Source organism: Kosakonia sp. H02 (assembly GCA_030704225.1).
Classification (GTDB): domain Bacteria; phylum Pseudomonadota; class Gammaproteobacteria; order Enterobacterales; family Enterobacteriaceae; genus Kosakonia.
On the sequence record CP131915.1, the window covers coordinates 2,913,447 to 2,937,407 of the forward strand.

Consider the following 23,961-nt stretch of genomic DNA (forward strand, 5'->3'; position numbering starts at 1 on the left):
CATGCTGTTAAATGCACTGGCAGCGCTTGGACATCGCGGGATCAAAACGATCGCAACGTTTGGGCGCGCTGGTTTGATGCTTTTCAACGCTATCGTTGGCAAGCCGGAGTTCCGCAAGCATGCACCGCTGTTGGTTCGCCAGCTCTACAACGTCGGCGTGTTGTCGATGCTTATTATCATCGTTTCTGGTGTATTTATCGGCATGGTGCTTGGCTTGCAGGGCTACCTTGTATTGACCACCTACAGTGCGGAAACGAGCCTCGGTATGCTGGTGGCGCTGTCGCTGCTGCGTGAACTCGGGCCGGTGGTTGCCGCGCTGCTGTTTGCCGGACGAGCGGGCTCGGCGCTGACCGCCGAGATTGGTTTGATGCGCGCGACCGAGCAGCTTTCCAGCCTTGAAATGATGGCGGTCGATCCGTTACGCCGCGTGATTTCGCCGCGCTTCTGGGCGGGCGTTATCTCCCTGCCGCTGCTGACAATCATCTTTGTCGCGGTGGGGATCTGGGGCGGTTCGCTGGTTGGCGTTAACTGGAAAGGAATTGATACAGGCTTTTTCTGGACCGCGATGCAAAGCGCCGTCGACTTACGTAAGGATTTGGTTAACTGCCTGATTAAAAGCGTGGTTTTTGCCATCACCGTGACCTGGATTGCGCTGTTTAACGGTTACGATGCGATCCCGACTTCGGCCGGGATCAGCCGCGCGACAACACGCACCGTTGTGCACTCCTCGCTGGCCGTACTCGGCCTTGATTTCGTGCTCACCGCATTGATGTTTGGGAATTGAGTTCATGCAAACGAAAAAAAGTGAAATTTGGGTCGGCATTTTTCTCGTGCTGGCATTGTTGGCCGCGCTGTTTATCTGCCTGAAAGCGGCTGATATCACCACAATTCGTACAGAGCCGACTTACCGTGTCTACGCGACGTTTGACAACATCGGTGGGTTGAAAGCGAACTCGCCGGTGCGCATTGGCGGGGTAGTTATTGGCCGTGTTGCCGATATCTCGCTTGATCCTAAAACCTATCTGCCGCGCGTCACGCTGGATATTGAAGAGCGCTACAACCAGATCCCGGATACCAGTTCGCTGGCGATCCGTACTTCGGGCTTGTTGGGCGAACAATATCTGGCGCTGAATGTCGGGTTTGACGATCCTGAGATGGGAACATCTATGCTTAAAGAAGGCAGCACTATTCAGGATACCAAGTCCGCGATGGTGCTTGAGGATCTGATAGGGCAATTCCTTTACAACAGTAAAGGCGGTGACAATAAGAATTCAGGCGATGCGGCCACGCACGATGAAGGGAATACTCAAGCCGCACCGTCTGCTGGTCAGACGAATTAACGAGGAGAACTGACGCATGTTTAAACGTCTATTAATGGTCGCTCTGCTGGTGGTCGCACCGTTGAGCACAGCTTTGGCGGCCGACCAAAGTAACCCTTACGCTGCTATGCAGGGTGCTGCGAAGAAAACTTTTGATCGCCTGAAAAATGAGCAGCCGCAGATCCGGGCAAATCCGGATTATCTGCGTGATGTGGTCGATCAGGAGCTGCTGCCGTATGTGCAGGTGAAATACGCCGGTGCGCTGGTTCTGGGTCGTTATTACAAAGAAGCAACACCCGCGCAGCGAGAGGCCTACTTCAAGGCGTTCCGTGAGTACCTGAAACAGGCTTACGGCCAGGCGCTGGCAATGTATCACGGCCAGACTTACCAGATTGCGCCAGAACAGCCGCTTGGCGATGCCACCATCGTGCCGATTCGCGTCACCATTATCGATCCAAATGGCCGCCCGCCGGTGCGTCTGGACTTCCAGTGGCGTAAAAATACCCAGACGGGTAACTGGCAGGCTTACGACATGATCGCTGAAGGGGTGAGTATGATCACCACGAAACAGAATGAGTGGAGCGATCTGCTGCGTACCAAAGGCATTGATGGTCTGACCGCAGAGTTGCAGTCGATTTCTCATCAGAAAATCTCCCTGGATGAGAAAAAACAATGACCCCGCAGTTAAGCTGGTCGCGTGACGGTGAACGCCTGGCGCTGCTGGGCGAGCTGGATCAGGATGTGTTAAATCCCTTATGGGATGCGCGTGTTGAAGCGATGAACGGGGTGACCTGTATTGATTTACACGGCGTAACACGTGTTGATACGGCGGGTGTCGCGCTACTGGTACACCTTGTTGCACAGGGGAAAAAGCAGGGCATTGATGTCTCACTCGCGGGCGTAAGCGAAAATGTCAGCACGCTCGCCGCGCTGTACAATTTGCCGCAGAGTGCATTGCCTCGCTAATTTTTTCAATGCGTTACTCACCAAAGCCCCATCCATTATGTTGACGGGGCTTTTTGCTTATTTCAGACGACGTCACTTTCCTCTAAGATGTGTGACTGTTTTCACTTTTAGATGATATTTACACCCATGGAAAATCATGAAATCCAGACCGTGCTGATGGAAGCACTCTCCCTCCAGGAAGCCCACGTCACTGGCGATGGCAGTCACTTTCAGGTTATTGCTGTGGGTGAAGTCTTTGACGGCATGAGCCGGGTCAAGAAGCAACAGACGATTTATGGTCCGCTGATGGAATACATCGCAGACAACCGTATTCATGCCCTGTCGATCAAAGCCTATACGCCGCAGGAATGGGCACGCGATCGCAAACTTAACGGTTTTTGAGCGCAGGTGGGGCAAACCCGCCGCGCGTGTGAATTCTTAACAGAGATCAGATGAATGGATAAGTTTCGTGTACAGGGGCCAACGCGTCTCCAGGGCGAAGTGACAATTTCAGGTGCCAAAAACGCTGCACTGCCGATCCTTTTTGCCGCCCTGCTGGCGGAGGAGCCGGTTGAAATCCGTAACGTTCCGAAACTGAAAGATATCGACACCACCATGAAGCTGCTGAGCCAGCTCGGAACAAAAGTGGAGCGTAATGGTTCCGTGTGGATCGATGCCAGTCAGGTAAATGTATTCTGTGCGCCGTACGAACTGGTGAAAACCATGCGCGCATCGATTTGGGCGCTTGGGCCGCTGGTTGCCCGTTTCGGCCAGGGGCAGGTTTCGCTGCCCGGCGGCTGTGCCATTGGTGCTCGTCCGGTTGATTTGCATATCACCGGCCTGGAGCAACTGGGTGCGGAGATCAAACTGGAAGAAGGTTACGTCAAAGCTTCCGTCAATGGCCGCCTGAAAGGGGCGCATATTGTGATGGATAAAGTGAGCGTTGGCGCGACGGTAACTATTATGACCGCCGCAACCCTTGCCGAAGGCACCACCATCATCGAAAACGCTGCGCGCGAGCCGGAAATCGTCGATACTGCCAACTTCCTCAACACGCTCGGTGCGAAAATCACCGGCATGGGAACCGATCGCATCACCATCGAAGGTGTGGAACGTCTGGGTGGTGGTGTTTACCGCGTTCTGCCGGACCGTATTGAAACTGGCACTTTCCTTGTCGCTGCGGCGATCTCCGGCGGCAAAATCGTTTGCCGCAACGCTCAGCCGGATACGCTGGATGCCGTGCTGGCAAAACTGCGTGATGCAGGCGCGGATATCGAAGTGGGTGAAGACTGGATTAGCCTGGATATGCACGGTAAACGTCCGAAAGCGGTTAACGTCCGTACCGCGCCGCACCCGGGGTTCCCGACCGATATGCAGGCACAGTTCACGCTGCTGAACCTGGTTGCCGAAGGGACTGGCGTAATCACCGAAACGATTTTTGAAAACCGTTTTATGCACATTCCTGAGCTCATCCGTATGGGCGCGCACGCGGAAATCGAAAGTAATACCGCGATTTGCTACGGTGTAGAAACCCTTTCCGGCGCGCAGGTGATGGCGACCGATTTACGTGCGTCAGCAAGCCTGGTGCTGGCGGGTTGTATTGCGGAAGGTACGACTGTTGTTGACCGCATCTACCACATCGATCGTGGTTACGAACGTATTGAAGATAAGCTCAGTGCGCTGGGCGCACACATTGAGCGCGTTAAAGGCGAATAACGCTTTTACCTCATGAAAAGGGAGCGCAGGCTCCCTTTTTTATTTCCGGCAGCGTTACGCTTCGGTTCTTTTCTTTCTGATGAGCTTCGTTTTGTCGAGAAAATCATGCGTGACAGGATCGTGATAGCGTGACGGCCAGATAATCCACGGGTCAGTTCCCAGCGCCCGGGCAATAATCAGCTCCCCTTTGGGCCAGGGGCGAGTCAGTGCGTTGGCGAGGGTGGATGAACTTAACCCATTTTTGCGTGATTCCGCCGCCAGCGAGGTACCTTTCTTTCGCAGTCCGGCAATAATATCGGCCTGATGCCAGTCGATAAACTTTGTTTCCATAATATCTCCCTGATAAAAAATAGGTGTCAATCATCGTGCGCCAACAACGCTGATTACTATACGCACACCAAAACATTTGTTCTAAAAAGTTCATGTAATGTGTAGTGTTTTAGGATTATGACAAGGCCGTATATCAAGGGATTGCGTTGAGCTGGAAACGTTTATTAAAGCTTATTGGAACTTTCCCGCGATAATTCGCGGGAGGCTGGAAGGATTAACGATCGCGCTGAACGGCGATGTGGGCTAAACCAATCAGAGCATCGCGCCACTGAGTATCTGGCAGAATTTGCAGGGCAGCGATAGCTTTATCGGCTTCTTCTTCGGCGCGACGGCGCGTCCACTCCAGTGAACCGCATTGAGCCATTGCTTCCAGAACAGGCTCCAGTAGATGTCGGCCATTTCCTTGCTCGATTGCTTCACGAATCATCTGCGCCTGTGCAGGCGTGCCATGATGCATCGCATGCAGCAGAGGAAGGGTTGGTTTGCCTTCGTTAAGATCGTCACCCGTATTTTTGCCCAGCGTCTCGCCGTCAGCGCTGTAATCAAGCAGATCATCAATCAGCTGGAATGCCGTACCCAGATAACGGCCATAATCCTGGAGGCCTTTTTCCTCAGCCTCTGTACACCCTGCCAGCAAACCTGAGCACTGTGCAGCCGCTTCAAACAAACGTGCGGTCTTGCTGTAAATCACGCGCATGTAGTTTTCTTCGGTGATGTTTGGGTCGTTGACGTTCATCAATTGCAGCACTTCGCCTTCTGCAATGACGTTTACGGCTTCTGACATGACTTCCAGCACTTTCAGCGAGCCGAGGCTGGTCATCATCTGAAACGCGCGCGTATAAATAAAATCGCCCACCAAAACGCTCGCGGCGTTGCCAAATGCGGCGTTGGCGGTCGCTTTACCCCGGCGCATATCTGACTCATCCACAACATCATCGTGGAGAAGGGTCGCAGTGTGGATAAATTCGATTAATGCAGCGATGGCGACATGCGAATTGCCTTCATAGCCAACGGCGCGTGCTGCCAGTACGGCAATCATCGGACGGATGCGTTTGCCGCCGCCGCTTACGATGTAATAACCCAACTGGTTGATCAACTGAACATCCGAGTTGAGTTGTTGCAGAATCGTCGCGTTCACACCCGCCATGTCCTGCGCGGTTAACTCATTGATTTTTTCTAAATTCATCGCAAAAGCCGGGCTTTCAGTCCTGTTTACCACATATCAAAATGGGATAACAAAGGGTTACGGGTTAGAATAGTATTGTTGATTGTACTGAAAAAATGCGCCAGATAAACGTTACCTTACATGTTGTGTTTTTTTTCTGCATGGAGTGACGATCACACTTGTCAACGGCTCGCAATTTGCGTAATATTCGCGCCCTATTGTGAATATTTATAGCGCACTCTGAATTAATCAGGATAGGTGCGCGAAAGCGGAGTTTTATATGTACGCGGTTTTCCAAAGTGGTGGTAAACAACACCGAGTAAGCGAAGGTCAGACCGTTCGCCTGGAAAAGCTGGACATCGCAACTGGCGAATCTGTTGAATTCGCTGAAGTTCTGATGATCGCAAACGGTGAAGAAGTCAAAATCGGCGTTCCTTTCGTTGATGGCGGCGTAATCAAAGCTGAAGTTGTTGCTCACGGTCGTGGCGAGAAAGTTAAAATCGTTAAGTTTCGTCGTCGTAAACACTACCGTAAGCAGCAGGGCCATCGTCAGTGGTTCACTGATGTGAAAATTACTGGCATCAGCGCCTAAGACCTGAGGAGAGATTTAAATGGCACATAAAAAGGCTGGCGGCTCAACTCGTAACGGTCGCGATTCAGAAGCTAAACGTCTGGGCGTAAAACGTTTCGGCGGTGAAGCAGTTCTGGCAGGTAGCATCATCGTTCGTCAACGTGGTACCAAATTCCACGCTGGTTCTAACGTAGGTTGCGGCCGTGACCACACTCTGTTCGCTTTGACTGACGGTAAAGTTAAGTTCGAAGTTAAAGGCCCGAAAAATCGTAAATTCATCAGCATCGTTGCTGAATAAGTTTTTCGCGTCCCGGTAACGGAAGAAAGCCCCGCAACACGTTGCGGGGCTTTTTACATTAGAAGTCCGGCAAAATTCTGGCAGGAAAACGGGCATGAAACAGCAGGCGGGCATTGGTATTATCCTGGCGCTTACAACAGCGATGTGCTGGGGAGCGCTCCCAATTGCGATGAAGCAGGTGCTGGAAGTGATGGAACCACCTACGGTGGTGTTTTATCGCTTTTTGATGGCGGGGATCGGCCTTGGTTTGATTCTCACCTGGAAGAAAAAACTTCCGCCGTTGCATGTTTTCCGCAAGCCTCGTTGGCTAATCCTGCTGGCGATTGCCACAGGCGGGCTGTTCGGGAACTTTATTCTGTTCAGTTCTTCCCTGCAATATGTTAGCCCGACAGCATCGCAGGTAATAGGGCAGCTTTCACCCGTGGGCATGATGGTTGCCAGCGTCTTTATCCTGAAAGAGAAGATGCGGGTAACGCAGGTTATCGGCGCGCTGATGCTGATTAGCGGTCTGGTGATGTTTTTTAATACCAGCCTGGTAGAAATTTTCACCCGGCTGACGGATTACACCTGGGGCGTGATTTTCGGTGTTGGTGCTGCAACGGTATGGGTGAGCTACGGCGTTGCGCAAAAAGTATTATTGCGTCGCCTGGCATCTCAGCAGATCCTCTTTTTGCTGTACACTTTATGTACTATCGCGTTGCTGCCATTGGCGAAGCCCGCCGTGCTGCTCCAGTTGAGCGACTGGCAATTAGCCTGCCTGATTTTTTGCGGGTTAAATACGCTGGTAGGATACGGCGCGCTGGCAGAAGCAATGGCGCGTTGGCAGGCGGCGCAGGTCAGCGCATTAATCACGCTGACACCCCTGTTTACGCTGTTTTTTTCAGATCTATTATCAATGGCCTGGCCCGATGTTTTCGCCAGACCGATGTTAAACCTTGTCGGTTATCTCGGTGCGTTTGTCGTGGTTGCGGGCGCGATGTTTTCCGCTATTGGCCACCGTCTGTTGGGACGCTGGCGCAGGCGTGAAGTGGTCGTCACTGTGCCCCGCTCAGGCGAATGAGTTACGGAGAGTAAAATGAAGTTTGTTGATGAAGCTACGATTCTGGTCGTGGCGGGTGATGGCGGTAACGGCTGTGTAAGCTTCCGTCGCGAGAAATACATTCCAAAAGGCGGCCCTGACGGCGGCGATGGCGGCGACGGCGGTGATGTCTGGCTGGAAGCGGACGAAAATCTGAACACCCTGATCGACTACCGTTTCGAAAAATCTTTCCGTGCTGAACGGGGTCAGAATGGCCAGAGCCGTGATTGCACTGGGAAACGCGGAAAAGATATTACGGTAAAAGTTCCGGTCGGAACGCGCGTTATCGATCAGGGCACCGGTGAAACTATGGGCGATATGACCAAACATGGTCAGCGCCTGATGGTAGCAAAAGGCGGCTGGCACGGTCTTGGCAACACCCGTTTCAAATCCTCGGTTAACCGTACGCCGCGCCAGAAAACGATGGGTACGCCCGGCGATAAGCGCGATCTGCAACTGGAACTGATGCTACTGGCTGATGTCGGGATGCTGGGTATGCCGAACGCAGGTAAATCGACCTTTATTCGCGCGGTCTCGGCGGCGAAACCGAAAGTGGCGGATTATCCGTTCACCACCCTGGTACCCAGTCTCGGCGTTGTTCGTATGGATAACGAAAAGAGCTTTGTGGTTGCTGATATTCCGGGGCTGATTGAAGGTGCAGCCGATGGCGCGGGTCTTGGCATCCGTTTCCTGAAGCACCTTGAGCGCTGTCGCGTGCTGTTGCACCTGATTGATCTCGATCCGATTGACGGTTCCGATCCGGCTGAAAACGCCCGCATTATTGTCGGCGAGCTGGAGAAATATAGCGAGAAGCTGGCGGCTAAGCCGCGTTGGTTAGTGTTCAACAAGATTGACTTGATGGACAAAGCCGAAGCAGAAGCCAAAGCGAAAGCGATTGCCGACGCGCTGGGCTGGGAAGATAAGTTCTACTTGATCTCCGCAGCCAGCCAGCAGGGCGTTAAAGACCTGTGTTGGGATGTGATGACCTTTATCATCGAAAACCCTGTTACACAGGCGCAGGAAGAGCAGCAGCCAGAGAAAGTCGAGTTTATGTGGGATGATTATCATCGCCAGCAACTCGAAGGCACCGAAGAGGATGCTGAGGACGACGAAGAGTGGGATGACGACTGGGACGAAGACGACGAAGAAGGCGTTGAATTCATCTATAAACGTTAATTCCTGCGTTTCCCCGCTCTGCCGGGGAAATTCAAGTCAAAAAATGCCGGGCCAGCCAACTTGCTCCCCGGCATTTTTTATTAGTTGTTTTGATAAATATCTTTGTACAACCGGCTCTCAAAACGCACCAGCGGAATGCGGCGATTACGCTGATCCGCCGGTTCCACGGCGTAACCTGAAAGATATTGCACAAAAGCCATCCGTTGACCGCTGGCAGTGGTGATAAACCCGGCCAGGTTATAAACCCCCTGCAACGAGCCGGTTTTCGCCGACACTTTGCCGTCCACGCCTGCCTCATGTAAACCTGCGCGATACTGCAACGAACCATCATAGCCCGCCAGGGGCAGCATCGAGATAAAATTGAGTTCAGTATCATGCAGGGCGATGTATTGCAGCACCTGCATCATCGTTGCGGGCGCCAGCAGATTATGGCGTGAAAGACCGGAGCCATCAGCGATGATGGTGTTGCCGAGGTCAACACCCGCCTGTTGGCGCAGGATCTGGCGCACAGCATCGGATCCTGCCCGCCAGGTCCCCGGTACGCCAAAGCGCGCATGACCAATCATGCGAAACACGGTATCCGCAATCATGTTGTCCGATTTTTTCAGCATTTGTTTCAGCAGATCGTGCAACGGGGCAGATTGCTTAGTAGCGATAATCGTACCCGGCTGATTTTCTAACGTCTGACGCAGCAGTGTGCCGGTATAAGCGATACCCGCGTCTTTTAGCTCATCTTTGAGGATTGCACCGGCATAACTGGCCCCGTCCTGAACCGCGAAGGCCAGCGGCAGAGGATCCGCACGCTGCGGCAAGCACCCTGTCAGCGTAAAACGGTTGAGATCGCCCGGGACAACATCCAGCTCGCAATATTGCGCTTCGGAGGAGCCACGTGCCAGCGTGCGCACCTGGCTGAACATATTGACCGGGTAGTAAGACGCCACGCGAATATAGGCTAAATCGCCTGCTTTTGGTGCGCTGTAGAGGGAAACAGAGAAACAGTTGCGATCGACAATGGCGGCAGCTGGCGGCGCGCTAAAGCACTGTGTCATATCGTTCCACGGCCAGCCTGGCGCTTTGTCATGGCTGGCGAAAATGGACGTATCAATCAGCACATTACCGTCGATTTTTTGCACGCCTGACTTTTTCAGCGCGGCAACCATATTGCGAATATCCTGACGTTTTAATGTCGGATCGCCGCCAAAGCGGGCAATTAAATCGCCTTTGAGGGTACCGCCGTCAACAGAACCTTTGCTTTCCAGCGTGGTTGTAAAGCGAAAGTCCGGCCCGAGCTGCAACAGTGCCGCCAGCGCGGTGATCACTTTTTGCGTACTTGCAGGCAGCGCCATCTGTTTACCGTGATAATCCACCTCGGGTGCCTGGGCTCCCACCTTCTGCACCATCAGGGCTAAGTTGGCTCCGTCGGGAAGCTGGTTGATGTACTCTTCGACATTCGCGGCCTGAACATTCAGGGCTATACTTGTGGTCAATCCGATGATAAAGCTGGGAAATCGCATAATCTCGCGCTAACAAGCTGGAAACAAGCCGTCATACTACGGCGCATCGACCCGGAAAGTAAACGATGACCCACAGTGAACTTCCGGGTAAAATGCATATCAAATTGAAAAAATGCTGCTGGCCTGGGGCTTTGTCCCCGGGTCAGTTTTCTTTTGCTCCTGCCCGGCTGTTTACGCCTGAATGCAGGGAGGTAGAGCAGACGGGGCGGGGAATTGCTCCTTACAGGAATGTTTAAGAGGTATAACAAATGCAAGCTATTCCGATGACCTTACGTGGTGCCGAAAAGTTGCGCGAAGAACTGGAGTTTTTGAAAACCGTTCGTCGCCCTGAAATCATCGCCGCTATTGCGGAAGCCCGCGAGCATGGCGATCTTAAAGAAAACGCTGAATATCATGCGGCGCGTGAGCAGCAGGGTTTCTGTGAAGGTCGCATCAAAGATATCGAAGCTAAGCTGTCCAATGCGCAGGTTATCGATATTTCAAAAATGCCGAAAAACGGCCGCGTCATTTTTGGTTCCACAGTCACTGTGTTGAACCTGGATAATGACGAAGAGCAAACCTACCGTATCGTTGGTGATGACGAAGCCGATTTTAAGCAAAATCTTATCTCGGTAAATTCGCCAATCGCGCGTGGCCTGGTGGGTAAAGAGCAGGATGACGTTGTTGTCATTCGCACTCCCGGCGGCGAAGTCGAATACGAAATTATCAAAGTGGAATATCTTTGATTGCGCCGTTAGCTCGAATTGTTGACGGATTGTAAAGAAAAGAAAAAGGCCGCATTGCGGCCTTTTATGAACTCCGGGAGCGTGGCATTTTGCACGTCTGCTGGTGGAAACCCCGCGTTTTACACAGATTTTGTGTTCAACTCAGGATATCCTTAGCGTGGCAGCGAAATTTTACGCTCTGCGGTTGGGCGATAAAGCACCAGCGTTTTACCGATGACCTGTACGTTACTGGCACCGGTTTCGCGAACGATAGCTTCCACGATCAAGGATTTAGTTTCTCTGTCTTCAGAGGCAATCTTCACCTTGATAAGTTCATGGTGCTCTAGCGCTTGTTCAATCTCGGCCAGTACCCCTTCGGTCAAACCATTATTGCCAAGCATAACTACCGGCTTGAGCGGATGTGCCAGACCTTTCAGGTGCTGTTTTTGTTTAGTACTCAGATTCATCGTATATTTTGCTTACGTTGGGATTGAAAACGGGTCATTCTACCGCCATCTCCTCTGTATCGCCAAATTGCACGTCGAAAATTTATCGATGTCGACGATGAACCAAGGTGGAAAGTTAAATGACAGGTAAAAAGCGTTCTGCCAGCTCAAGCCGTTGGCTTCAGGAACACTTTAGCGATAAATATGTTCAACAGGCGCAGAAAAAAGGGTTGCGTTCGCGAGCCTGGTTTAAACTTGATGAAATACAGCAAAGTGACAAGCTTTTTAAGCCGGGTATGACGGTTGTTGACCTGGGTGCTGCACCTGGTGGATGGTCGCAATACGCGGTCACACAAATCGGTGGTAATGGTCGTATTATCGCGTGCGATCTTTTACCGATGGATCCAATCGTTGGGGTGGACTTCCTTCAGGGCGATTTTCGTGATGAATTAGTACTGAAAGCCTTACTGGATCGCGTAGGTGACAGTAAAGTTCAGGTTGTCATGTCAGATATGGCACCCAACATGAGCGGAACCCCAGCTGTCGATATTCCCCGTTCCATGTATCTTGTGGAACTGGCGCTGGAAATGTGCCGCGATGTGTTGGCTCCAGGCGGTAATTTTTTAGTGAAGGTGTTCCAGGGCGAAGGTTTCGATGAGTATCTCACGGAAATTCGCTCCCTGTTTACGAAGGTTAAAGTGCGTAAACCGGACTCTTCGCGTGCTCGTTCGCGCGAAGTGTATATTGTAGCGACCGGGCGAAAATGATACCCCGTGGATTTCGGCCTTTGGTTTGAATGAAACGGGATATGTTGTATCCTGACGCTGTTTTTAACACAGTTGTAATATGAGGTTAATCCCTTGAGTGACATGGCGAAAAACCTAATACTCTGGCTGGTCATTGCCGTCGTGCTGATGTCAGTATTCCAGAGCTTTGGGCCCAGCGAGTCTAATGGCCGCAAGGTGGATTATTCTACCTTCCTGCAAGAGGTCAATCAGGACCAGGTTCGCGAAGCGCGTATCAACGGACGTGAGATCAACGTTACCAAGAAAGATAGTAACCGTTACACGACTTACATCCCGGTCAACGATCCTAAACTGCTCGACAACCTGCTGACCAAAAACGTCAAGGTTGTGGGTGAACCGCCTGAAGAGCCGAGCCTGCTGGCTAACATCTTCATTTCCTGGTTCCCGATGCTGTTGCTGATAGGGGTATGGATTTTCTTCATGCGCCAGATGCAGGGCGGCGGTGGCAAAGGTGCCATGTCGTTCGGCAAGAGCAAGGCGCGTATGCTTACGGAAGACCAGATCAAAACCACTTTTGCTGATGTTGCGGGCTGCGACGAAGCAAAAGAAGAAGTTGCCGAGCTGGTTGAATATCTGCGTGAGCCGAGCCGTTTCCAGAAACTGGGCGGTAAAATCCCGAAAGGCGTCCTGATGGTCGGCCCTCCGGGTACCGGTAAAACGCTGCTGGCGAAAGCTATCGCCGGTGAAGCGAAAGTGCCGTTCTTCACGATTTCCGGTTCTGACTTTGTTGAAATGTTTGTCGGTGTTGGTGCATCTCGTGTCCGTGACATGTTCGAACAGGCCAAGAAAGCCGCGCCGTGCATTATCTTCATTGATGAAATCGACGCCGTAGGTCGCCAGCGTGGCGCTGGTCTGGGTGGCGGTCACGATGAACGTGAACAGACGCTGAACCAGATGCTGGTTGAAATGGACGGTTTCGAAGGTAACGAAGGTATTATCGTTATCGCTGCAACCAACCGTCCGGATGTTCTGGACCCTGCGCTGCTGCGTCCGGGCCGCTTTGACCGCCAGGTCGTTGTTGGTCTGCCGGATGTCCGTGGTCGTGAGCAGATCCTGAAAGTCCATATGCGCCGTGTACCGCTGTCACCGGATATCGACGCCGCAATTATTGCGCGTGGTACCCCGGGCTTCTCCGGTGCCGATCTGGCGAACCTGGTCAACGAAGCTGCGCTGTTTGCCGCTCGTGGTAACAAACGTGTTGTTTCGATGGTTGAGTTCGAAAAAGCGAAAGACAAAATCATGATGGGTGCGGAACGTCGCTCCATGGTGATGACGGAAGCGCAGAAAGAGTCTACCGCGTACCACGAAGCAGGCCATGCAATTATTGGACGTCTGGTTCCTGAACACGATCCGGTGCATAAAGTCACGATTATTCCGCGCGGCCGTGCGCTGGGTGTGACGTTCTTCCTGCCGGAAGGTGATGCAATCAGCGCCAGCCGTCAGAAACTGGAAAGCCAGATTTCAACTCTGTACGGCGGTCGCCTGGCAGAAGAGATTATCTACGGTGTGGAACATGTCTCCACCGGTGCGTCGAACGACATCAAAGTTGCGACAAACCTGGCGCGCAACATGGTCACGCAGTGGGGTTTCTCTGACAAACTCGGTCCGCTTCTGTATGCCGAAGAAGAGGGAGAAGTGTTCCTCGGTCGCTCGGTAGCGAAAGCGAAACATATGTCCGATGAGACGGCTCGTATCATCGACCAGGAAGTGAAAGCGCTGATTGAACGTAACTACAATCGCGCACGTCAGATCCTGAACGACAACATGGACATTCTGCATGCCATGAAAGATGCTCTGATGAAATATGAGACCATCGATGCACCGCAGATTGATGACCTGATGTCCCGTCGTGATGTTCGTCCGCCGGCTGGCTGGGAAGATCCGGGTACGAACAACTCTGACAACAACGGTACCCCGCGCGCGCCGCGTCCGGTTGATGAACCGCGTACGCCGAACCCGGGCAACACCATGTCAGAACAGTTGGGCGACAAGTAAGTTCTCGGCTGTTGATGAACTGTTTTTAACGAAAACCCCGGGGCGTGCTCCGGGGTTTTTCTTTATCGTATAATCGCAATACTTTCAGGGACTTTAGTCATGAAACTTCATGCCCAGGGCTCCACGCTTGAGCTGTCTCATCCTCACGTCATGGGGATCCTCAACGTTACGCCGGACTCTTTTTCCGATGGCGGCGCGCATAACACACTGATTGAGGCGGTCAAACACGCAAATCTAATGATTAACGCGGGCGCGACAATTGTGGATATCGGGGGAGAATCCACCCGTCCCGGCGCGGCTGAAGTCAGCGTGGAAGAGGAGCTTGAACGGGTTATTCCGGTGGTAGAAGCGATTGCGCAGCGTTTCGAGGTCTGGATTTCCGTAGACACCTCTAAGCCAGAAGTGATTCGCGCTGCCGCACATGCAGGTGCACATATCATCAATGACATTCGCTCTCTGACAGAACCCGGCGCGCTGGAAGCCGCAGCACAAACGGGGCTGCCGGTCTGTCTGATGCACATGCAAGGGCAGCCGAAAACCATGCAGGAAGCGCCGAAATATGACGATGTTTTTGCCGACGTGAACCAATTCTTTGTCGAGAATATTGCGCGTTGCGAACGTGCCGGTATCGCAAAAGAGAAATTGTTGCTCGACCCGGGATTCGGTTTCGGTAAGAATCTCTCCCACAATTATGCGCTGCTTGCCCGGTTATCAGAATTTCACCATTTCGGCTTACCGCTGTTAGTCGGAATGTCCCGTAAGTCGATGGTCGGCCAGTTGTTAAACGTCGGTCCTTCCGAGCGTTTAAGCGGCAGCCTGGCGTGTGCGGTTATTGCCGGGATGCAGGGCGCGCAGATTATTCGTGTTCACGATGTAAAAGAAACGGTTGAAGCTATGCGGGTGGTGGAAGCCACACTGTCAGCGAAGGAAAATAAACGCTATGAGTAATCGTAAATATTTTGGCACTGATGGCATTCGTGGCCGCGTTGGCGACGCACCAATCACCCCTGATTTCGTACTGAAACTGGGCTGGGCCGCAGGGAAAGTTCTCGCGCGCCACGGCTCACGTAAAATTATCATTGGCAAAGATACCCGTATTTCTGGTTATATGCTGGAATCGGCTCTCGAAGCGGGGCTGGCAGCCGCCGGGCTTTCTGCCTCATTTACCGGACCAATGCCTACGCCAGCGGTGGCCTACCTGACCCGCACATTCCGCGCGGAAGCTGGCATTGTCATTTCCGCGTCGCATAACCCTTTCTATGACAACGGCATCAAATTCTTCTCTATCGATGGCACCAAACTGCCGGACGCGGTTGAAGAAGCAATTGAAGCGGAGATGGAAAAAGAGCTGACCTGCGTGGATTCCGCCGAGCTTGGCAAAGCCAGCCGCATTGTCGACGCCGCAGGCCGTTACATTGAATTTTGCAAAGCTACTTTCCCTAATGAACTCAGCCTTAATGGCCTGAGAGTCGTTGTCGATTGTGCCAATGGCGCGACCTACCATATTGCACCGAACGTTTTCCGCGAGCTGGGTGCAAAAGTGATTGCGATGGGCTGCGAGCCAGATGGCGTAAACATCAACGAAAAATGCGGTGCGACAGATGTCAACGCGCTGCAACAACGTGTGCAAGCGGAGAAAGCGGACCTGGGTATTGCCTTTGACGGCGATGGTGACCGCGTCATCATGGTTGACCATGAAGGTAACAAAGTTGATGGCGATCAGATCATGTATATCATTGCGCGTGAAGGTTTGCGCCAGGGGCAATTGCGCGGCGGTGCGGTAGGAACGCTAATGAGCAATATGGGCCTGGAGCTGGCGCTGAAGCAACTGGGTATTCCTTTTGCCCGGGCGAAAGTGGGTGACCGCTACGTACTGGAAAAAATGCAGGAAAAAGGCTGGCGCATCGGTGCGGAAAATTCCGGTCATGTGATTCTGCTGGATAAAACCACCACCGGCGATGGCATTGTTGCTGGTTTACAGGTTGTCGCGGCGATGGTGCGTAACCATATGTCTTTGCACGATCTGTGCAGCGGTATGAAAATGTTCCCGCAGGTGCTGGTTAATGTGCGCTTTACAGCAGGGAAGGGCGATCCGCTCGAAGATGAGACGGTAAAAGCCGTAATGGCGGACGTCGAAGCCACGCTGGGCAATCGCGGGCGCGTACTGTTGCGTAAGTCCGGTACTGAGCCGTTAATTCGCGTGATGGTTGAAGGCGAAGACGAGGCACAAGTGACTGCGCTGGCGCATCGCATTGCTGATGCGGTGAAAGCCGTATAATTGCGTGATAAGTGACTAAAAAGGCAGCTATTGCTGCCTCTTAATTAGCGAAGGTTCGCAGTTTTGCTGTTTTTTTCCGCACTTGATAAAATGCACTGAAATTGCCCTTGCGAAGGTCATTCGCTTTGGTTAGTATTCACACCCGCTTCAGTGGGAAAGCAAGAAACCTCCCACTTTTATTGGTTTGAAGCATTGGCTGCGGCAACCCCGCAAGGAACAGGTTGATTATGTACGAAGCTCTTTTAGTAGTTTTCCTTATTGTGGCACTGGCTCTCGTAGCCCTGATTATGCTGCAACAAGGTAAAGGCGCTGACATGGGAGCCTCCTTTGGCGCTGGCGCGTCCGGTACGCTGTTCGGTTCAAGTGGTTCTGGTAACTTCATGACTCGTGCAACTGCTGTGCTGGCAACTCTGTTCTTTATTATTAGCCTTGTGCTGGGCAACATTAACAGCAACAAAACCAATAAAGGAAGCGAGTGGGAAAATCTGAGCGCACCGGCAAAGACTGAGCAAACTCAGCCTGTAGCGCCGGCGCAGCCGACCAGCGATATCCCGCACTAAGTAAGTCGTGCCGAGGTGGTGGAATTGGTAGACACGCTACCTTGAGGTGGTAGTGCCCGATTGGGCTTACGGGTTCAAGTCCCGTCCTCGGTACCAACATTCCGAAAGAAAGACATCGCAAGATGTCTTTTTTTTCGTCTGTACATTTTCAGTCGCCATTAAAAAAGCGCCCCAAGGCGCTTTTTGTATTTCTGTCGCAGCGATTACTTCTTGTCGCTGTGCTCCAGGTTTTCAACCTGCGGCAGGCCGTTACCCGAAGTCGTAGTCAGCAAACCCGTTTGCACATAATTGATCAGTTTCTCGCGCGTATCGGTAATATCCAGATTACGCATGGTCAACTGACCAATACGGTCATCTGGCGAAAACACGGAATCACCTTTTTCCATGGTCAGGCGCTCTGCCTGGTAAGTCAGATTGTCAGAAACCGTGTTCAGAATCGAATAGTCATTACCACGGCGCAGCTCCAGCGTGACTTCACCGGTGATTGCACTTGCTACCCAGCGTTGCAGAGAATCGCGCAGCATCAGTGCTTGCGGATCAAACCAGCGGCCCTGATACAGCAGACGCCCCAACTGACGACCATGAGCATGGTATTGCTCGATGGTATCTTCGTTATGAATACCGGTTAACAAACGCTCGTAAGCGATGTGCAATAGCGCCATCCCCGGAGCTTCGTAAATGCCACGGCTTTTTGCTTCGATAATACGGTTTTCAATCTGATCGCTCATCCCCAGGCCATGACGGCCGCCGATGCGGTTGGCTTCCAGCATCAACTCCACGTCATCGGCAAAGGTTTTTCCATTCAGCGCGACCGGGTGACCACGTTCAAACCGTACGGTTACTTCTTCCGCCTGGATTTTAACGCTCTCATCCCAGAACTTAACACCCATGATCGGATTAACGATTTTCACACTTGAATTGAGGAATTCGAGATCTTTCGCTTCGTGCGTTGCCCCCAACATATTGGAATCGGTTGAGTACGCTTTTTCTGCCGACATCTTATAATCGAAACCAGATGCGGTCATAAATTCAGACATTTCCTGACGGCCACCCAGCTCATCAATAAAGTCGGTATCAAGCCAGGGTTTGTAGATTTTCAGTTCAGCATTAGTCAGCAGACCGTAACGGTAGAAACGCTCAATATCGTTACCTTTATAGGTGCTGCCGTCACCCCAGATATTCACGCCATCTTCTTTCATCGCTGCAACCAGCATGGTGCCTGTCACCGCGCGGCCCAGCGGGGTGGTATTAAAGTAGGTCAAACCGCCGGTAGTATTGTGGAAAGCGCCACACTGAATGGCGGCAATGCCTTCAGAGACCAACTGTTTGCGGCAGTCGATCAGGCGCGCATTTTCCGCACCGTATTCTTTCGCGCGACGAGGGATTGCCTCATAGTCATCCTCATCAGGCTGGCCCAGGTTTGCAGTATATGCATACGGAACCGCGCCTTTCTGGCGCATCCACAACAGCGCTGCGCTGGTGTCCAGACCGCCGGAGAAAGCGATACCAATACGTTGACCTGTGGGAAGATGCTTGAGAATCGTTGTCATAAAAAAATCCCTGCTTGATAGACCGATGGTGAGAGACTTAATAGCCACGCCATGAAATTTGTGCATTCGTTCGAATTAACGAGTGAATGATTATGCAAAATAAATGAGTTTTCATTTAATCATCTTTTGACAAAGACCGGAAGAGAAGAGTGCAATTTTCATCGCGATAGTGAAGGGCGCTCAGGTTCGCCAACTTAAAAACGCGCTTAAGAATATGCACAAGCCGCGGCGCACGGCATGGTAAATTTGGGCGGTTGACAGATAGTTAAGTTTATCAATATACTACAGGCCGGTTTTACGTCCCGTCTTCGGTACCAAATCCCAGCATTATTTGCAAATTCACGCTCAATCGAGTAGAATTTGCCACGTTTCAGGCGCGGGGTGGAGCAGCCTGGTAGCTCGTCGGGCTCATAACCCGAAGGTCGTCGGTTCAAATCCGGCCCCCGCAACCACTTTCCCTTAGTGTTCTTTTTCAAATATACTGTGAAGACTTAACGCCTTCGTAGCTGGATTTGAAAAAAATACTCACGGAAGGCTTTCCCTTAGTGTTCTTTTTCAAATATACTGTGAAGACTTAACGCCTTCGTAGCTGGATTTGAAAAAAATACTCACGGAAGGTTCTCCAGGTCGCATTTGCGGCTATAGGGTTCAGTTATTTAAAGCCCCGATTTATCGGGGTTTTTTGTTATCTGAGTACGAAATAACTGGGCTATACGCCCTTTTTTTATGTCTTGGGGGTGGACTTGTCCACATTAGAGCAAAAATTAACAGAGATGATTACGGCACCGGTTGAAGCACTGGGCTACGAACTGGTCGGTATCGAATTTGTGCGTGGTCGCACATCTACGCTGCGCATCTATATTGATAGTGAAGATGGCATCAATGTTGATGATTGCGCTGATGTCAGCCACCAGGTAAGCGCGGTACTGGATGTTGAAGATCCGATTACTGTTGCTTACAACCTGGAAGTTTCCTCACCAGGTCTCGAGCGTCCTTTGTTTACGGCTGAGCATTATGCGCGCTTTAAGGGCGACGAAGTCTCGCTGGTGCTGCGTATGGCGGTTCAGAACCGTCGTAAATGGCAGGGCATCATTAAAGATGTCGATGGCGAGATGATCACCGTTACGGTCGAAGGTAAAGATGAAGTGTTCGCATTGAGTAATATTCAAAAAGCGAACCTGGTCCCCCACTTTTAACAGTCTGGATTGAGGTGAAAGGCCCCCAATGAACAAAGAAATTTTGGCTGTTGTTGAAGCTGTTTCTAACGAAAAGTCGCTTCCGCGTGAAAAAATCTTTGAAGCGCTGGAAAGTGCTCTGGCTACAGCAACCAAGAAAAAATACGAACAAGAGATTGATGTGCGTGTAAGCATCGATCGTAAAAGCGGTGATTTTGACACTTTCCGTCGTTGGCTTATTGTCGAAGAAGTTACTCAACCGACGCGCGAAATCACTCTCGAAGCGGCACGTTATGAAGATGAAAGCCTGAATCTTGACGATTACGTTGAAGATCAGATCGAATCCGTGACGTTTGACCGCATCACCACACAAACCGCTAAGCAAGTTATCGTACAGAAAGTACGCGAAGCTGAACGCGCAATGGTTGTTGATCAGTTCCGCGAACATGAAGGTGAAATCATCACCGGCGTGGTCAAAAAAGTGAACCGCGATAACATTACGCTCGACCTTGGCAACAACGCTGAAGCCGTGATCCTGCGTGAAGATATGCTGCCGCGCGAGAACTTCCGTCCGGGCGACCGCATCCGCGGTGTGCTGTATGCCGTACGTCCTGAAGCACGCGGCGCGCAACTGTTCGTGACGCGTTCTAAGCCGGAAATGCTGGTCGAACTGTTCCGCATTGAAGTACCGGAAATTGGCGAAGAAGTTATCGAGATTAAAGCCGCAGCCCGCGATCCGGGTTCTCGCGCCAAAATCGCGGTGAAAACCAACGACAAACGTATCGACCCGGTTGGTGCATGCGTTGGTATGCGCGGTGCCCGCGTTCAGGCAGTTTCTACTGAGCTCGGTGGTGAGCGCATTGATATCGTACTGTGGGATGATAACCCGGCTCAGTTCGTTATCAACGCCATGGCACCGGCTGACGTTGCCTCTATCGTGGTTGATGAAGATAAACACACGATGGATATCGCGGTCGAAGCGGGCAACCTGGCGCAGGCTATTGGCCGTAACGGTCAGAACGTGCGCCTCGCGTCTCAACTGAGCGGCTGGGAACTCAACGTAATGACCGTTGAAGATCTCCAGTCCAAGCATCAGGCTGAGGCTCATGCAGCGATTGATACCTTCACTCGTTACCTGGATATTGACGAAGAGTTTGCCACTGTCCTGGTTGAAGAAGGTTTCTCAACGCTGGAAGAACTGGCCTATGTGCCAATCAAAGAGCTGCTGGAAATCGATGGTCTGGATGAAGACACCGTCGAAGCCCTGCGTGATCGTGCGAAAAACGCACTGACCACTCTGGCGCTGGCGCAGGAAGAAAGTCTTGGTAATAAAGAACCGGCTGAAGACCTGCTTAACCTGGAAGGTCTGGATCGTGCATTGGCTTTCAAACTGGCTGCTCGTGGTGTTTGTACGCTGGAAGACCTCGCTGAGCAAGGTGTGGATGACCTGAGCGATATTGAAGGGTTAACCGCCGAAAAAGCAGGTGAGCTCATCATGGCCGCACGTAATATTTGCTGGTTTGGTGACGAAGCGTAATAAACTGTAGCAGGAAGGAACAGCATGACAGATGTAACCGTAAAAACGCTGGCCGCTGAGATTCAAACCTCTGTGGACCGCCTGGTACAGCAATTTGCTGATGCAGGGATCCGCAAGTCCGCTGAAGATTCAGTGACGGCACAAGAAAAGCAGACGCTATTAGCGCACCTGAACCGTGAACACGGTTCCTCGCCTGATAAGCTGACGTTACAGCGCAAGACGCGCAGCACATTAAACATTCAGGGCACCGGTGGTAAAAGTAAATCGGTGCAGATCGAAGTCCGTAAAAAGCGCACCTTTGTAAAACGCGATCCTCAAGAGGCTGAACGTCTTGCAGCGGAAGAAGAAGCGATGCGTGAAGCGGAAGAGAAGGCCCGTCGTGAAGCAGAGGAAGCCGCTGAGCGCGAAGCCGGGGAAAAAGCCAAACGTGAGGCGGAAATGCGCCTGAAACGTGAAGCTGAAGAAAAGGCTAAACGCGAAAATGCTGAGAATGCAAAACGCGAGGCTGCGGAAAATAGCAAAGTGAGCAACCAACAATCTGACGAAATGACCAGGGCAGCCCAGACGGAAAAAGCCCGTCGTGAATCCGAAGCGCAAGAACTCAAGCGCAAAGCGGAAGAAGAGGCTCGCCGTAAACTGGAAGAAAACGCGCGTCGCGTAGCGGAAGAAGCTCGTCGTATGGCAGAACAAAATGCAGAGACCTGGGCAGCAGCAGCTGCCAGCGAGGAAGAAGAGACTACCGGCGATTATCACGTAACCACTTCGCAGCATGCGCGTCAGGCGGAAGATGATAACGACCGTGAAGTTGAAGGTGGTCGTGGTCGTACTCGCACTGCGAAAGCGCCGCGTCCGAAGAAAGGTAACAAACACGCTGAAAGCAAAGCTGACCGTGAAGAAGCGCGTGCAGCGGTTCGCGGTGGTAAAGGCGGCCGTCAGCGTAAAGGTTCTGCTTTGCAGCAGGGCTTCCAGAAACCGGCTCAGGCCGTTAACCGTGACGTTGTGATCGGTGAAACCCTGACTGTTGGCGAGCTGGCTAACAAAATGGCAGTCAAAGGCTCTCAGGTCATCAAAGCGATGATGAAACTGGGCGCAATGGCAACCATCAACCAGGTCATTGACCAGGAAACCGCACAGCTGGTTGCGGAAGAGATGGGCCACAAAGTCATCCTGCGTCGTGAAAACGAACTGGAAGAAGCGGTAATGAGCGACCGTGATACCGGTGCTGCGGCAGAACCGCGCGCGCCAGTCGTGACCATCATGGGGCACGTTGACCACGGTAAAACCTCGCTGCTGGACTACATTCGTTCAACGAAAGTGGCATCCGGCGAAGCGGGCGGCATTACTCAGCACATTGGTGCTTACCACGTTGAAACCGACAACGGCATGATCACCTTCCTGGATACCCCAGGCCACGCCGCGTTTACCGCAATGCGTGCCCGTGGTGCTCAGGCAACGGATATCGTTGTTCTGGTTGTGGCGGCAGACGACGGCGTGATGCCGCAGACCATCGAAGCTATCCAGCACGCGAAAGCGGCGCAGGTGCCGGTTGTGGTTGCTGTAAACAAAATTGATAAGCCGGAAGCCGATCCGGATCGCGTTAAGAACGAACTCTCTCAGTACGGCATTATTCCGGAAGAGTGGGGCGGCGAAAGCCAGTTCGTTCACGTCTCTGCGAAAGCGGGTACCGGTATTGACGAACTGCTGGATGCCATCTTGTTGCAGGCTGAAGTACTGGAACTGAACGCTGTGCGTAACGGTATGGCGAGCGGTGTGGTTATCGAATCCTTCCTGGATAAAGGTCGTGGTCCGGTTGCCTCCGTGCTGGTTCGTGAAGGTACGCTGCACAAAGGCGATATCGTGCTGTGTGGCTTCGAATATGGCCGCGTGCGTGCGATGCGTGACGAGCTGGGTCGCGAAGTGTCTGAAGCAGGTCCGTCCATTCCGGTGGAAATCCTCGGTCTGTCCGGTGTTCCGGCGGCGGGTGATGAAGCGACCGTGGTACGTGACGAGAAGAAAGCGCGTGAAGTGGCGCTGCACCGCCAGGGCAAATTCCGCGAAGTCAAACTGGCGCGTCAGCAGAAATCCAAACTGGAAAACATGTTTGCCAACATGACCGAAGGCGAAGTTCACGAAGTGAACATCGTACTGAAGGCCGACGTTCAGGGTTCTGTGGAAGCGATCTCCGACTCGTTGCTGAAACTGTCTACCGACGAAGTGAAAGTGAAGATCGTGGGCTCCGGCGTAGGTGGTATCACCGAAACCGACGCGACTCTCGCCGCTGCGTCCAACGCGATTCTGGTTGGCTTCAACGTTCGTGCCGATGCCTCTGCGCGTCGCGTGATCGAAGCGGAAGGTCTGGATCTGCGTTACTACTCCGTCATCTATAACCTGATCGACGAAGTGAAAGCGGCAATGAGCGGTATGCTCTCTCCGGAACTGAAACAGCAGATCATCGGTCTGGCCGAAGTTCGCGATGTGTTCAAATCGCCGAAATTCGGTGCGATCGCAGGCTGTATGGTTACCGAAGGCGTTGTCAAACGTCACAACCCAATCCGCGTTCTGCGCGACAACGTGGTTATCTATGAAGGCGAGCTGGAATCCCTGCGCCGCTTCAAAGATGACGTTAACGAAGTCCGTAACGGCATGGAATGTGGTATCGGCGTGAAGAACTACAACGACGTGCGTACTGGCGATATGATCGAAGTGTTCGAAATTATCGAAATCCAGCGCACCATCGAATAATCCACGCGATTACGCAATGTAGGCCGGGTAAGCGAAGCGCCACCCGGCAAAAATAT

At 52.3% G+C, this 23,961-nt stretch carries 24 protein-coding genes and 2 tRNA genes; 21 read left to right on the plus strand and 5 right to left on the minus strand.

Translation table 11 applies throughout. The annotated features are described in order from the left end of the window. The first annotated feature begins 1 nt into the window (after position 1). From mlaE to murA, 6 genes are all read left to right on the plus strand, one after another. The gene (mlaE, locus tag Q5705_13670) at positions 2-784 is read left to right on the plus strand and encodes a lipid asymmetry maintenance ABC transporter permease subunit MlaE (protein WLI75638.1); all 783 of its coding nucleotides are present in this window, start codon (positions 2-4) and stop codon (positions 782-784) included. Positions 785-788: 4 nt separating this feature from the next. Beyond that, entirely contained in the window at positions 789-1,340 is a 552-nt protein-coding gene (mlaD, locus tag Q5705_13675) for an outer membrane lipid asymmetry maintenance protein MlaD (GenBank protein WLI75639.1), read from the plus strand. 16 nt (positions 1,341-1,356) lie between these two features. Further along, entirely contained in the window at positions 1,357-1,995 is a 639-nt protein-coding gene (mlaC, locus tag Q5705_13680; GenBank protein ID WLI75640.1) for a phospholipid-binding protein MlaC, read from the plus strand. Then, positions 1,992-2,285, plus strand: a complete 294-nt coding sequence (gene mlaB, locus Q5705_13685; protein ID WLI75641.1) for a lipid asymmetry maintenance protein MlaB — start codon at positions 1,992-1,994, stop codon at positions 2,283-2,285. The genes mlaC and mlaB overlap by 4 nt, the downstream gene beginning before the upstream one ends. A 126-nt stretch (positions 2,286-2,411) precedes the next feature. Further along, positions 2,412-2,666: a BolA family iron metabolism protein IbaG gene (gene ibaG / locus Q5705_13690; GenBank protein WLI75642.1), complete on the plus strand. Its 255-nt coding sequence runs from the start codon at positions 2,412-2,414 to the stop codon at positions 2,664-2,666. Positions 2,667-2,720: 54 nt separating this feature from the next. Then, positions 2,721-3,980, plus strand: coding sequence for a UDP-N-acetylglucosamine 1-carboxyvinyltransferase (murA, locus tag Q5705_13695; GenBank protein WLI75643.1), 1,260 nt, complete (start codon positions 2,721-2,723; stop codon positions 3,978-3,980). Positions 3,981-4,034: 54 nt separating this feature from the next. On the opposite strand, the gene sfsB is transcribed toward murA, so the two are convergent. Continuing rightward, on the minus strand, positions 4,035-4,310 hold the full coding sequence (gene sfsB / locus Q5705_13700; protein WLI75644.1) for a DNA-binding transcriptional regulator SfsB: 276 nt from the start codon (positions 4,308-4,310) through the stop codon (positions 4,035-4,037). Positions 4,311-4,524: 214 nt separating this feature from the next. Beyond that, positions 4,525-5,496, minus strand: a complete 972-nt coding sequence (ispB, locus tag Q5705_13705; protein ID WLI75645.1) for an octaprenyl diphosphate synthase — start codon at positions 5,494-5,496, stop codon at positions 4,525-4,527. 259 nt (positions 5,497-5,755) lie between these two features. Here ispB and rplU point away from each other — a divergent pair, with 259 nt between their 5' ends. The 4 genes from rplU (at position 5,756) to cgtA (ending at position 8,598) form a co-directional block, all read left to right on the plus strand. Further along, positions 5,756-6,067 carry a 50S ribosomal protein L21 gene (rplU, locus tag Q5705_13710; GenBank protein ID WLI75646.1) on the plus strand — a complete coding sequence of 104 codons (312 nt, stop codon included), beginning with the start codon at positions 5,756-5,758 and terminating at the stop codon, positions 6,065-6,067. Between the two features lie 19 nt (positions 6,068-6,086). After that, positions 6,087-6,344 (plus strand): 50S ribosomal protein L27, encoded by a 258-nt coding sequence (gene rpmA / locus Q5705_13715; GenBank protein ID WLI75647.1) that lies wholly within the window; start codon positions 6,087-6,089, stop codon positions 6,342-6,344. 94 nt (positions 6,345-6,438) lie between these two features. Continuing rightward, positions 6,439-7,404, plus strand: a complete 966-nt coding sequence (locus Q5705_13720; protein ID WLI75648.1) for a DMT family transporter — start codon at positions 6,439-6,441, stop codon at positions 7,402-7,404. A gap of 15 nt (positions 7,405-7,419) precedes the next feature. Continuing rightward, the gene (gene cgtA / locus Q5705_13725) at positions 7,420-8,598 is read left to right on the plus strand and encodes an Obg family GTPase CgtA (protein WLI75649.1); all 1,179 of its coding nucleotides are present in this window, start codon (positions 7,420-7,422) and stop codon (positions 8,596-8,598) included. 80 nt (positions 8,599-8,678) lie between these two features. On the opposite strand, the gene dacB is transcribed toward cgtA, so the two are convergent. Then, positions 8,679-10,112 (minus strand): serine-type D-Ala-D-Ala carboxypeptidase, encoded by a 1,434-nt coding sequence (dacB, locus tag Q5705_13730; GenBank protein WLI75650.1) that lies wholly within the window; start codon positions 10,110-10,112, stop codon positions 8,679-8,681. 248 nt (positions 10,113-10,360) lie between these two features. Here dacB and greA point away from each other — a divergent pair, with 248 nt between their 5' ends. Beyond that, positions 10,361-10,837, plus strand: a complete 477-nt coding sequence (gene greA / locus Q5705_13735) for a transcription elongation factor GreA (GenBank protein WLI75651.1) — start codon at positions 10,361-10,363, stop codon at positions 10,835-10,837. Between the two features lie 152 nt (positions 10,838-10,989). On the opposite strand, the gene yhbY is transcribed toward greA, so the two are convergent. After that, positions 10,990-11,283, minus strand: coding sequence for a ribosome assembly RNA-binding protein YhbY (gene yhbY, locus Q5705_13740; protein ID WLI75652.1), 294 nt, complete (start codon positions 11,281-11,283; stop codon positions 10,990-10,992). Between the two features lie 119 nt (positions 11,284-11,402). Here yhbY and rlmE point away from each other — a divergent pair, with 119 nt between their 5' ends. The 6 genes from rlmE (at position 11,403) to Q5705_13770 (ending at position 16,997) form a co-directional block, all read left to right on the plus strand. Beyond that, positions 11,403-12,029: a 23S rRNA (uridine(2552)-2'-O)-methyltransferase RlmE gene (gene rlmE, locus Q5705_13745; GenBank protein ID WLI75653.1), complete on the plus strand. Its 627-nt coding sequence runs from the start codon at positions 11,403-11,405 to the stop codon at positions 12,027-12,029. 102 nt (positions 12,030-12,131) lie between these two features. Further along, positions 12,132-14,063 (plus strand): ATP-dependent zinc metalloprotease FtsH, encoded by a 1,932-nt coding sequence (gene ftsH / locus Q5705_13750; GenBank protein WLI75654.1) that lies wholly within the window; start codon positions 12,132-12,134, stop codon positions 14,061-14,063. Between the two features lie 99 nt (positions 14,064-14,162). After that, positions 14,163-15,011, plus strand: coding sequence for a dihydropteroate synthase (folP, locus tag Q5705_13755; protein WLI75655.1), 849 nt, complete (start codon positions 14,163-14,165; stop codon positions 15,009-15,011). Next, the gene (glmM, locus tag Q5705_13760) at positions 15,004-16,341 is read left to right on the plus strand and encodes a phosphoglucosamine mutase (GenBank protein WLI75656.1); all 1,338 of its coding nucleotides are present in this window, start codon (positions 15,004-15,006) and stop codon (positions 16,339-16,341) included. The genes folP and glmM overlap by 8 nt, the downstream gene beginning before the upstream one ends. Before the next feature lie 227 nt (positions 16,342-16,568). Further along, on the plus strand, positions 16,569-16,901 hold the full coding sequence (gene secG, locus Q5705_13765) for a preprotein translocase subunit SecG (protein ID WLI75657.1): 333 nt from the start codon (positions 16,569-16,571) through the stop codon (positions 16,899-16,901). Positions 16,902-16,910: 9 nt separating this feature from the next. Beyond that, positions 16,911-16,997 (plus strand) — tRNA-Leu (locus tag Q5705_13770). A 107-nt stretch (positions 16,998-17,104) separates the two neighbouring features. Here Q5705_13770 and argG read toward each other — a convergent pair. Continuing rightward, entirely contained in the window at positions 17,105-18,451 is a 1,347-nt protein-coding gene (argG, locus tag Q5705_13775) for an argininosuccinate synthase (protein ID WLI75658.1), read from the minus strand. 375 nt (positions 18,452-18,826) lie between these two features. On the opposite strand from argG, the gene Q5705_13780 reads away from it, so the two are divergent. The 4 genes from Q5705_13780 (at position 18,827) to infB (ending at position 23,905) form a co-directional block, all read left to right on the plus strand. After that, a tRNA-Met gene (locus tag Q5705_13780) sits at positions 18,827-18,903 on the plus strand. Between the two features lie 291 nt (positions 18,904-19,194). Next, the gene (gene rimP / locus Q5705_13785) at positions 19,195-19,647 is read left to right on the plus strand and encodes a ribosome maturation factor RimP (protein WLI75659.1); all 453 of its coding nucleotides are present in this window, start codon (positions 19,195-19,197) and stop codon (positions 19,645-19,647) included. Positions 19,648-19,675: 28 nt separating this feature from the next. Then, positions 19,676-21,163 (plus strand): transcription termination factor NusA, encoded by a 1,488-nt coding sequence (nusA, locus tag Q5705_13790; GenBank protein ID WLI75660.1) that lies wholly within the window; start codon positions 19,676-19,678, stop codon positions 21,161-21,163. 24 nt (positions 21,164-21,187) lie between these two features. Continuing rightward, a complete protein-coding gene (gene infB, locus Q5705_13795) occupies positions 21,188-23,905 on the plus strand; it encodes a translation initiation factor IF-2 (GenBank protein WLI75661.1) in 2,718 nt (905 codons plus the stop codon). Positions 23,906-23,961 lie beyond the last annotated feature (56 nt).

What these genes read in the sequence shown, in the direction of transcription:
- mlaE (WLI75638.1), top strand. Translation starts at nt 2, where the DNA reads ATGCTGTTAAATGCACTGGCAGCGCTTGGACATCGCGGGATCAAAACG.
- mlaD (WLI75639.1), top strand. Translation starts at nt 789, where the DNA reads ATGCAAACGAAAAAAAGTGAAATTTGGGTCGGCATTTTTCTCGTGCTG.
- mlaC (WLI75640.1), top strand. Translation starts at nt 1,357, where the DNA reads ATGTTTAAACGTCTATTAATGGTCGCTCTGCTGGTGGTCGCACCGTTG.
- mlaB (WLI75641.1), top strand. Translation starts at nt 1,992, where the DNA reads ATGACCCCGCAGTTAAGCTGGTCGCGTGACGGTGAACGCCTGGCGCTG.
- ibaG (WLI75642.1), top strand. Translation starts at nt 2,412, where the DNA reads ATGGAAAATCATGAAATCCAGACCGTGCTGATGGAAGCACTCTCCCTC.
- murA (WLI75643.1), top strand. Translation starts at nt 2,721, where the DNA reads ATGGATAAGTTTCGTGTACAGGGGCCAACGCGTCTCCAGGGCGAAGTG.
- sfsB (WLI75644.1), bottom strand. Translation starts at nt 4,310, where the DNA reads ATGGAAACAAAGTTTATCGACTGGCATCAGGCCGATATTATTGCCGGA.
- ispB (WLI75645.1), bottom strand. Translation starts at nt 5,496, where the DNA reads ATGAATTTAGAAAAAATCAATGAGTTAACCGCGCAGGACATGGCGGGT.
- rplU (WLI75646.1), top strand. Translation starts at nt 5,756, where the DNA reads ATGTACGCGGTTTTCCAAAGTGGTGGTAAACAACACCGAGTAAGCGAA.
- rpmA (WLI75647.1), top strand. Translation starts at nt 6,087, where the DNA reads ATGGCACATAAAAAGGCTGGCGGCTCAACTCGTAACGGTCGCGATTCA.
- Q5705_13720 (WLI75648.1), top strand. Translation starts at nt 6,439, where the DNA reads ATGAAACAGCAGGCGGGCATTGGTATTATCCTGGCGCTTACAACAGCG.
- cgtA (WLI75649.1), top strand. Translation starts at nt 7,420, where the DNA reads ATGAAGTTTGTTGATGAAGCTACGATTCTGGTCGTGGCGGGTGATGGC.
- dacB (WLI75650.1), bottom strand. Translation starts at nt 10,112, where the DNA reads ATGCGATTTCCCAGCTTTATCATCGGATTGACCACAAGTATAGCCCTG.
- greA (WLI75651.1), top strand. Translation starts at nt 10,361, where the DNA reads ATGCAAGCTATTCCGATGACCTTACGTGGTGCCGAAAAGTTGCGCGAA.
- yhbY (WLI75652.1), bottom strand. Translation starts at nt 11,283, where the DNA reads ATGAATCTGAGTACTAAACAAAAACAGCACCTGAAAGGTCTGGCACAT.
- rlmE (WLI75653.1), top strand. Translation starts at nt 11,403, where the DNA reads ATGACAGGTAAAAAGCGTTCTGCCAGCTCAAGCCGTTGGCTTCAGGAA.
- ftsH (WLI75654.1), top strand. Translation starts at nt 12,132, where the DNA reads ATGGCGAAAAACCTAATACTCTGGCTGGTCATTGCCGTCGTGCTGATG.
- folP (WLI75655.1), top strand. Translation starts at nt 14,163, where the DNA reads ATGAAACTTCATGCCCAGGGCTCCACGCTTGAGCTGTCTCATCCTCAC.
- glmM (WLI75656.1), top strand. Translation starts at nt 15,004, where the DNA reads ATGAGTAATCGTAAATATTTTGGCACTGATGGCATTCGTGGCCGCGTT.
- secG (WLI75657.1), top strand. Translation starts at nt 16,569, where the DNA reads ATGTACGAAGCTCTTTTAGTAGTTTTCCTTATTGTGGCACTGGCTCTC.
- argG (WLI75658.1), bottom strand. Translation starts at nt 18,451, where the DNA reads ATGACAACGATTCTCAAGCATCTTCCCACAGGTCAACGTATTGGTATC.
- nusA (WLI75660.1), top strand. Translation starts at nt 19,676, where the DNA reads ATGAACAAAGAAATTTTGGCTGTTGTTGAAGCTGTTTCTAACGAAAAG.
- infB (WLI75661.1), top strand. Translation starts at nt 21,188, where the DNA reads ATGACAGATGTAACCGTAAAAACGCTGGCCGCTGAGATTCAAACCTCT.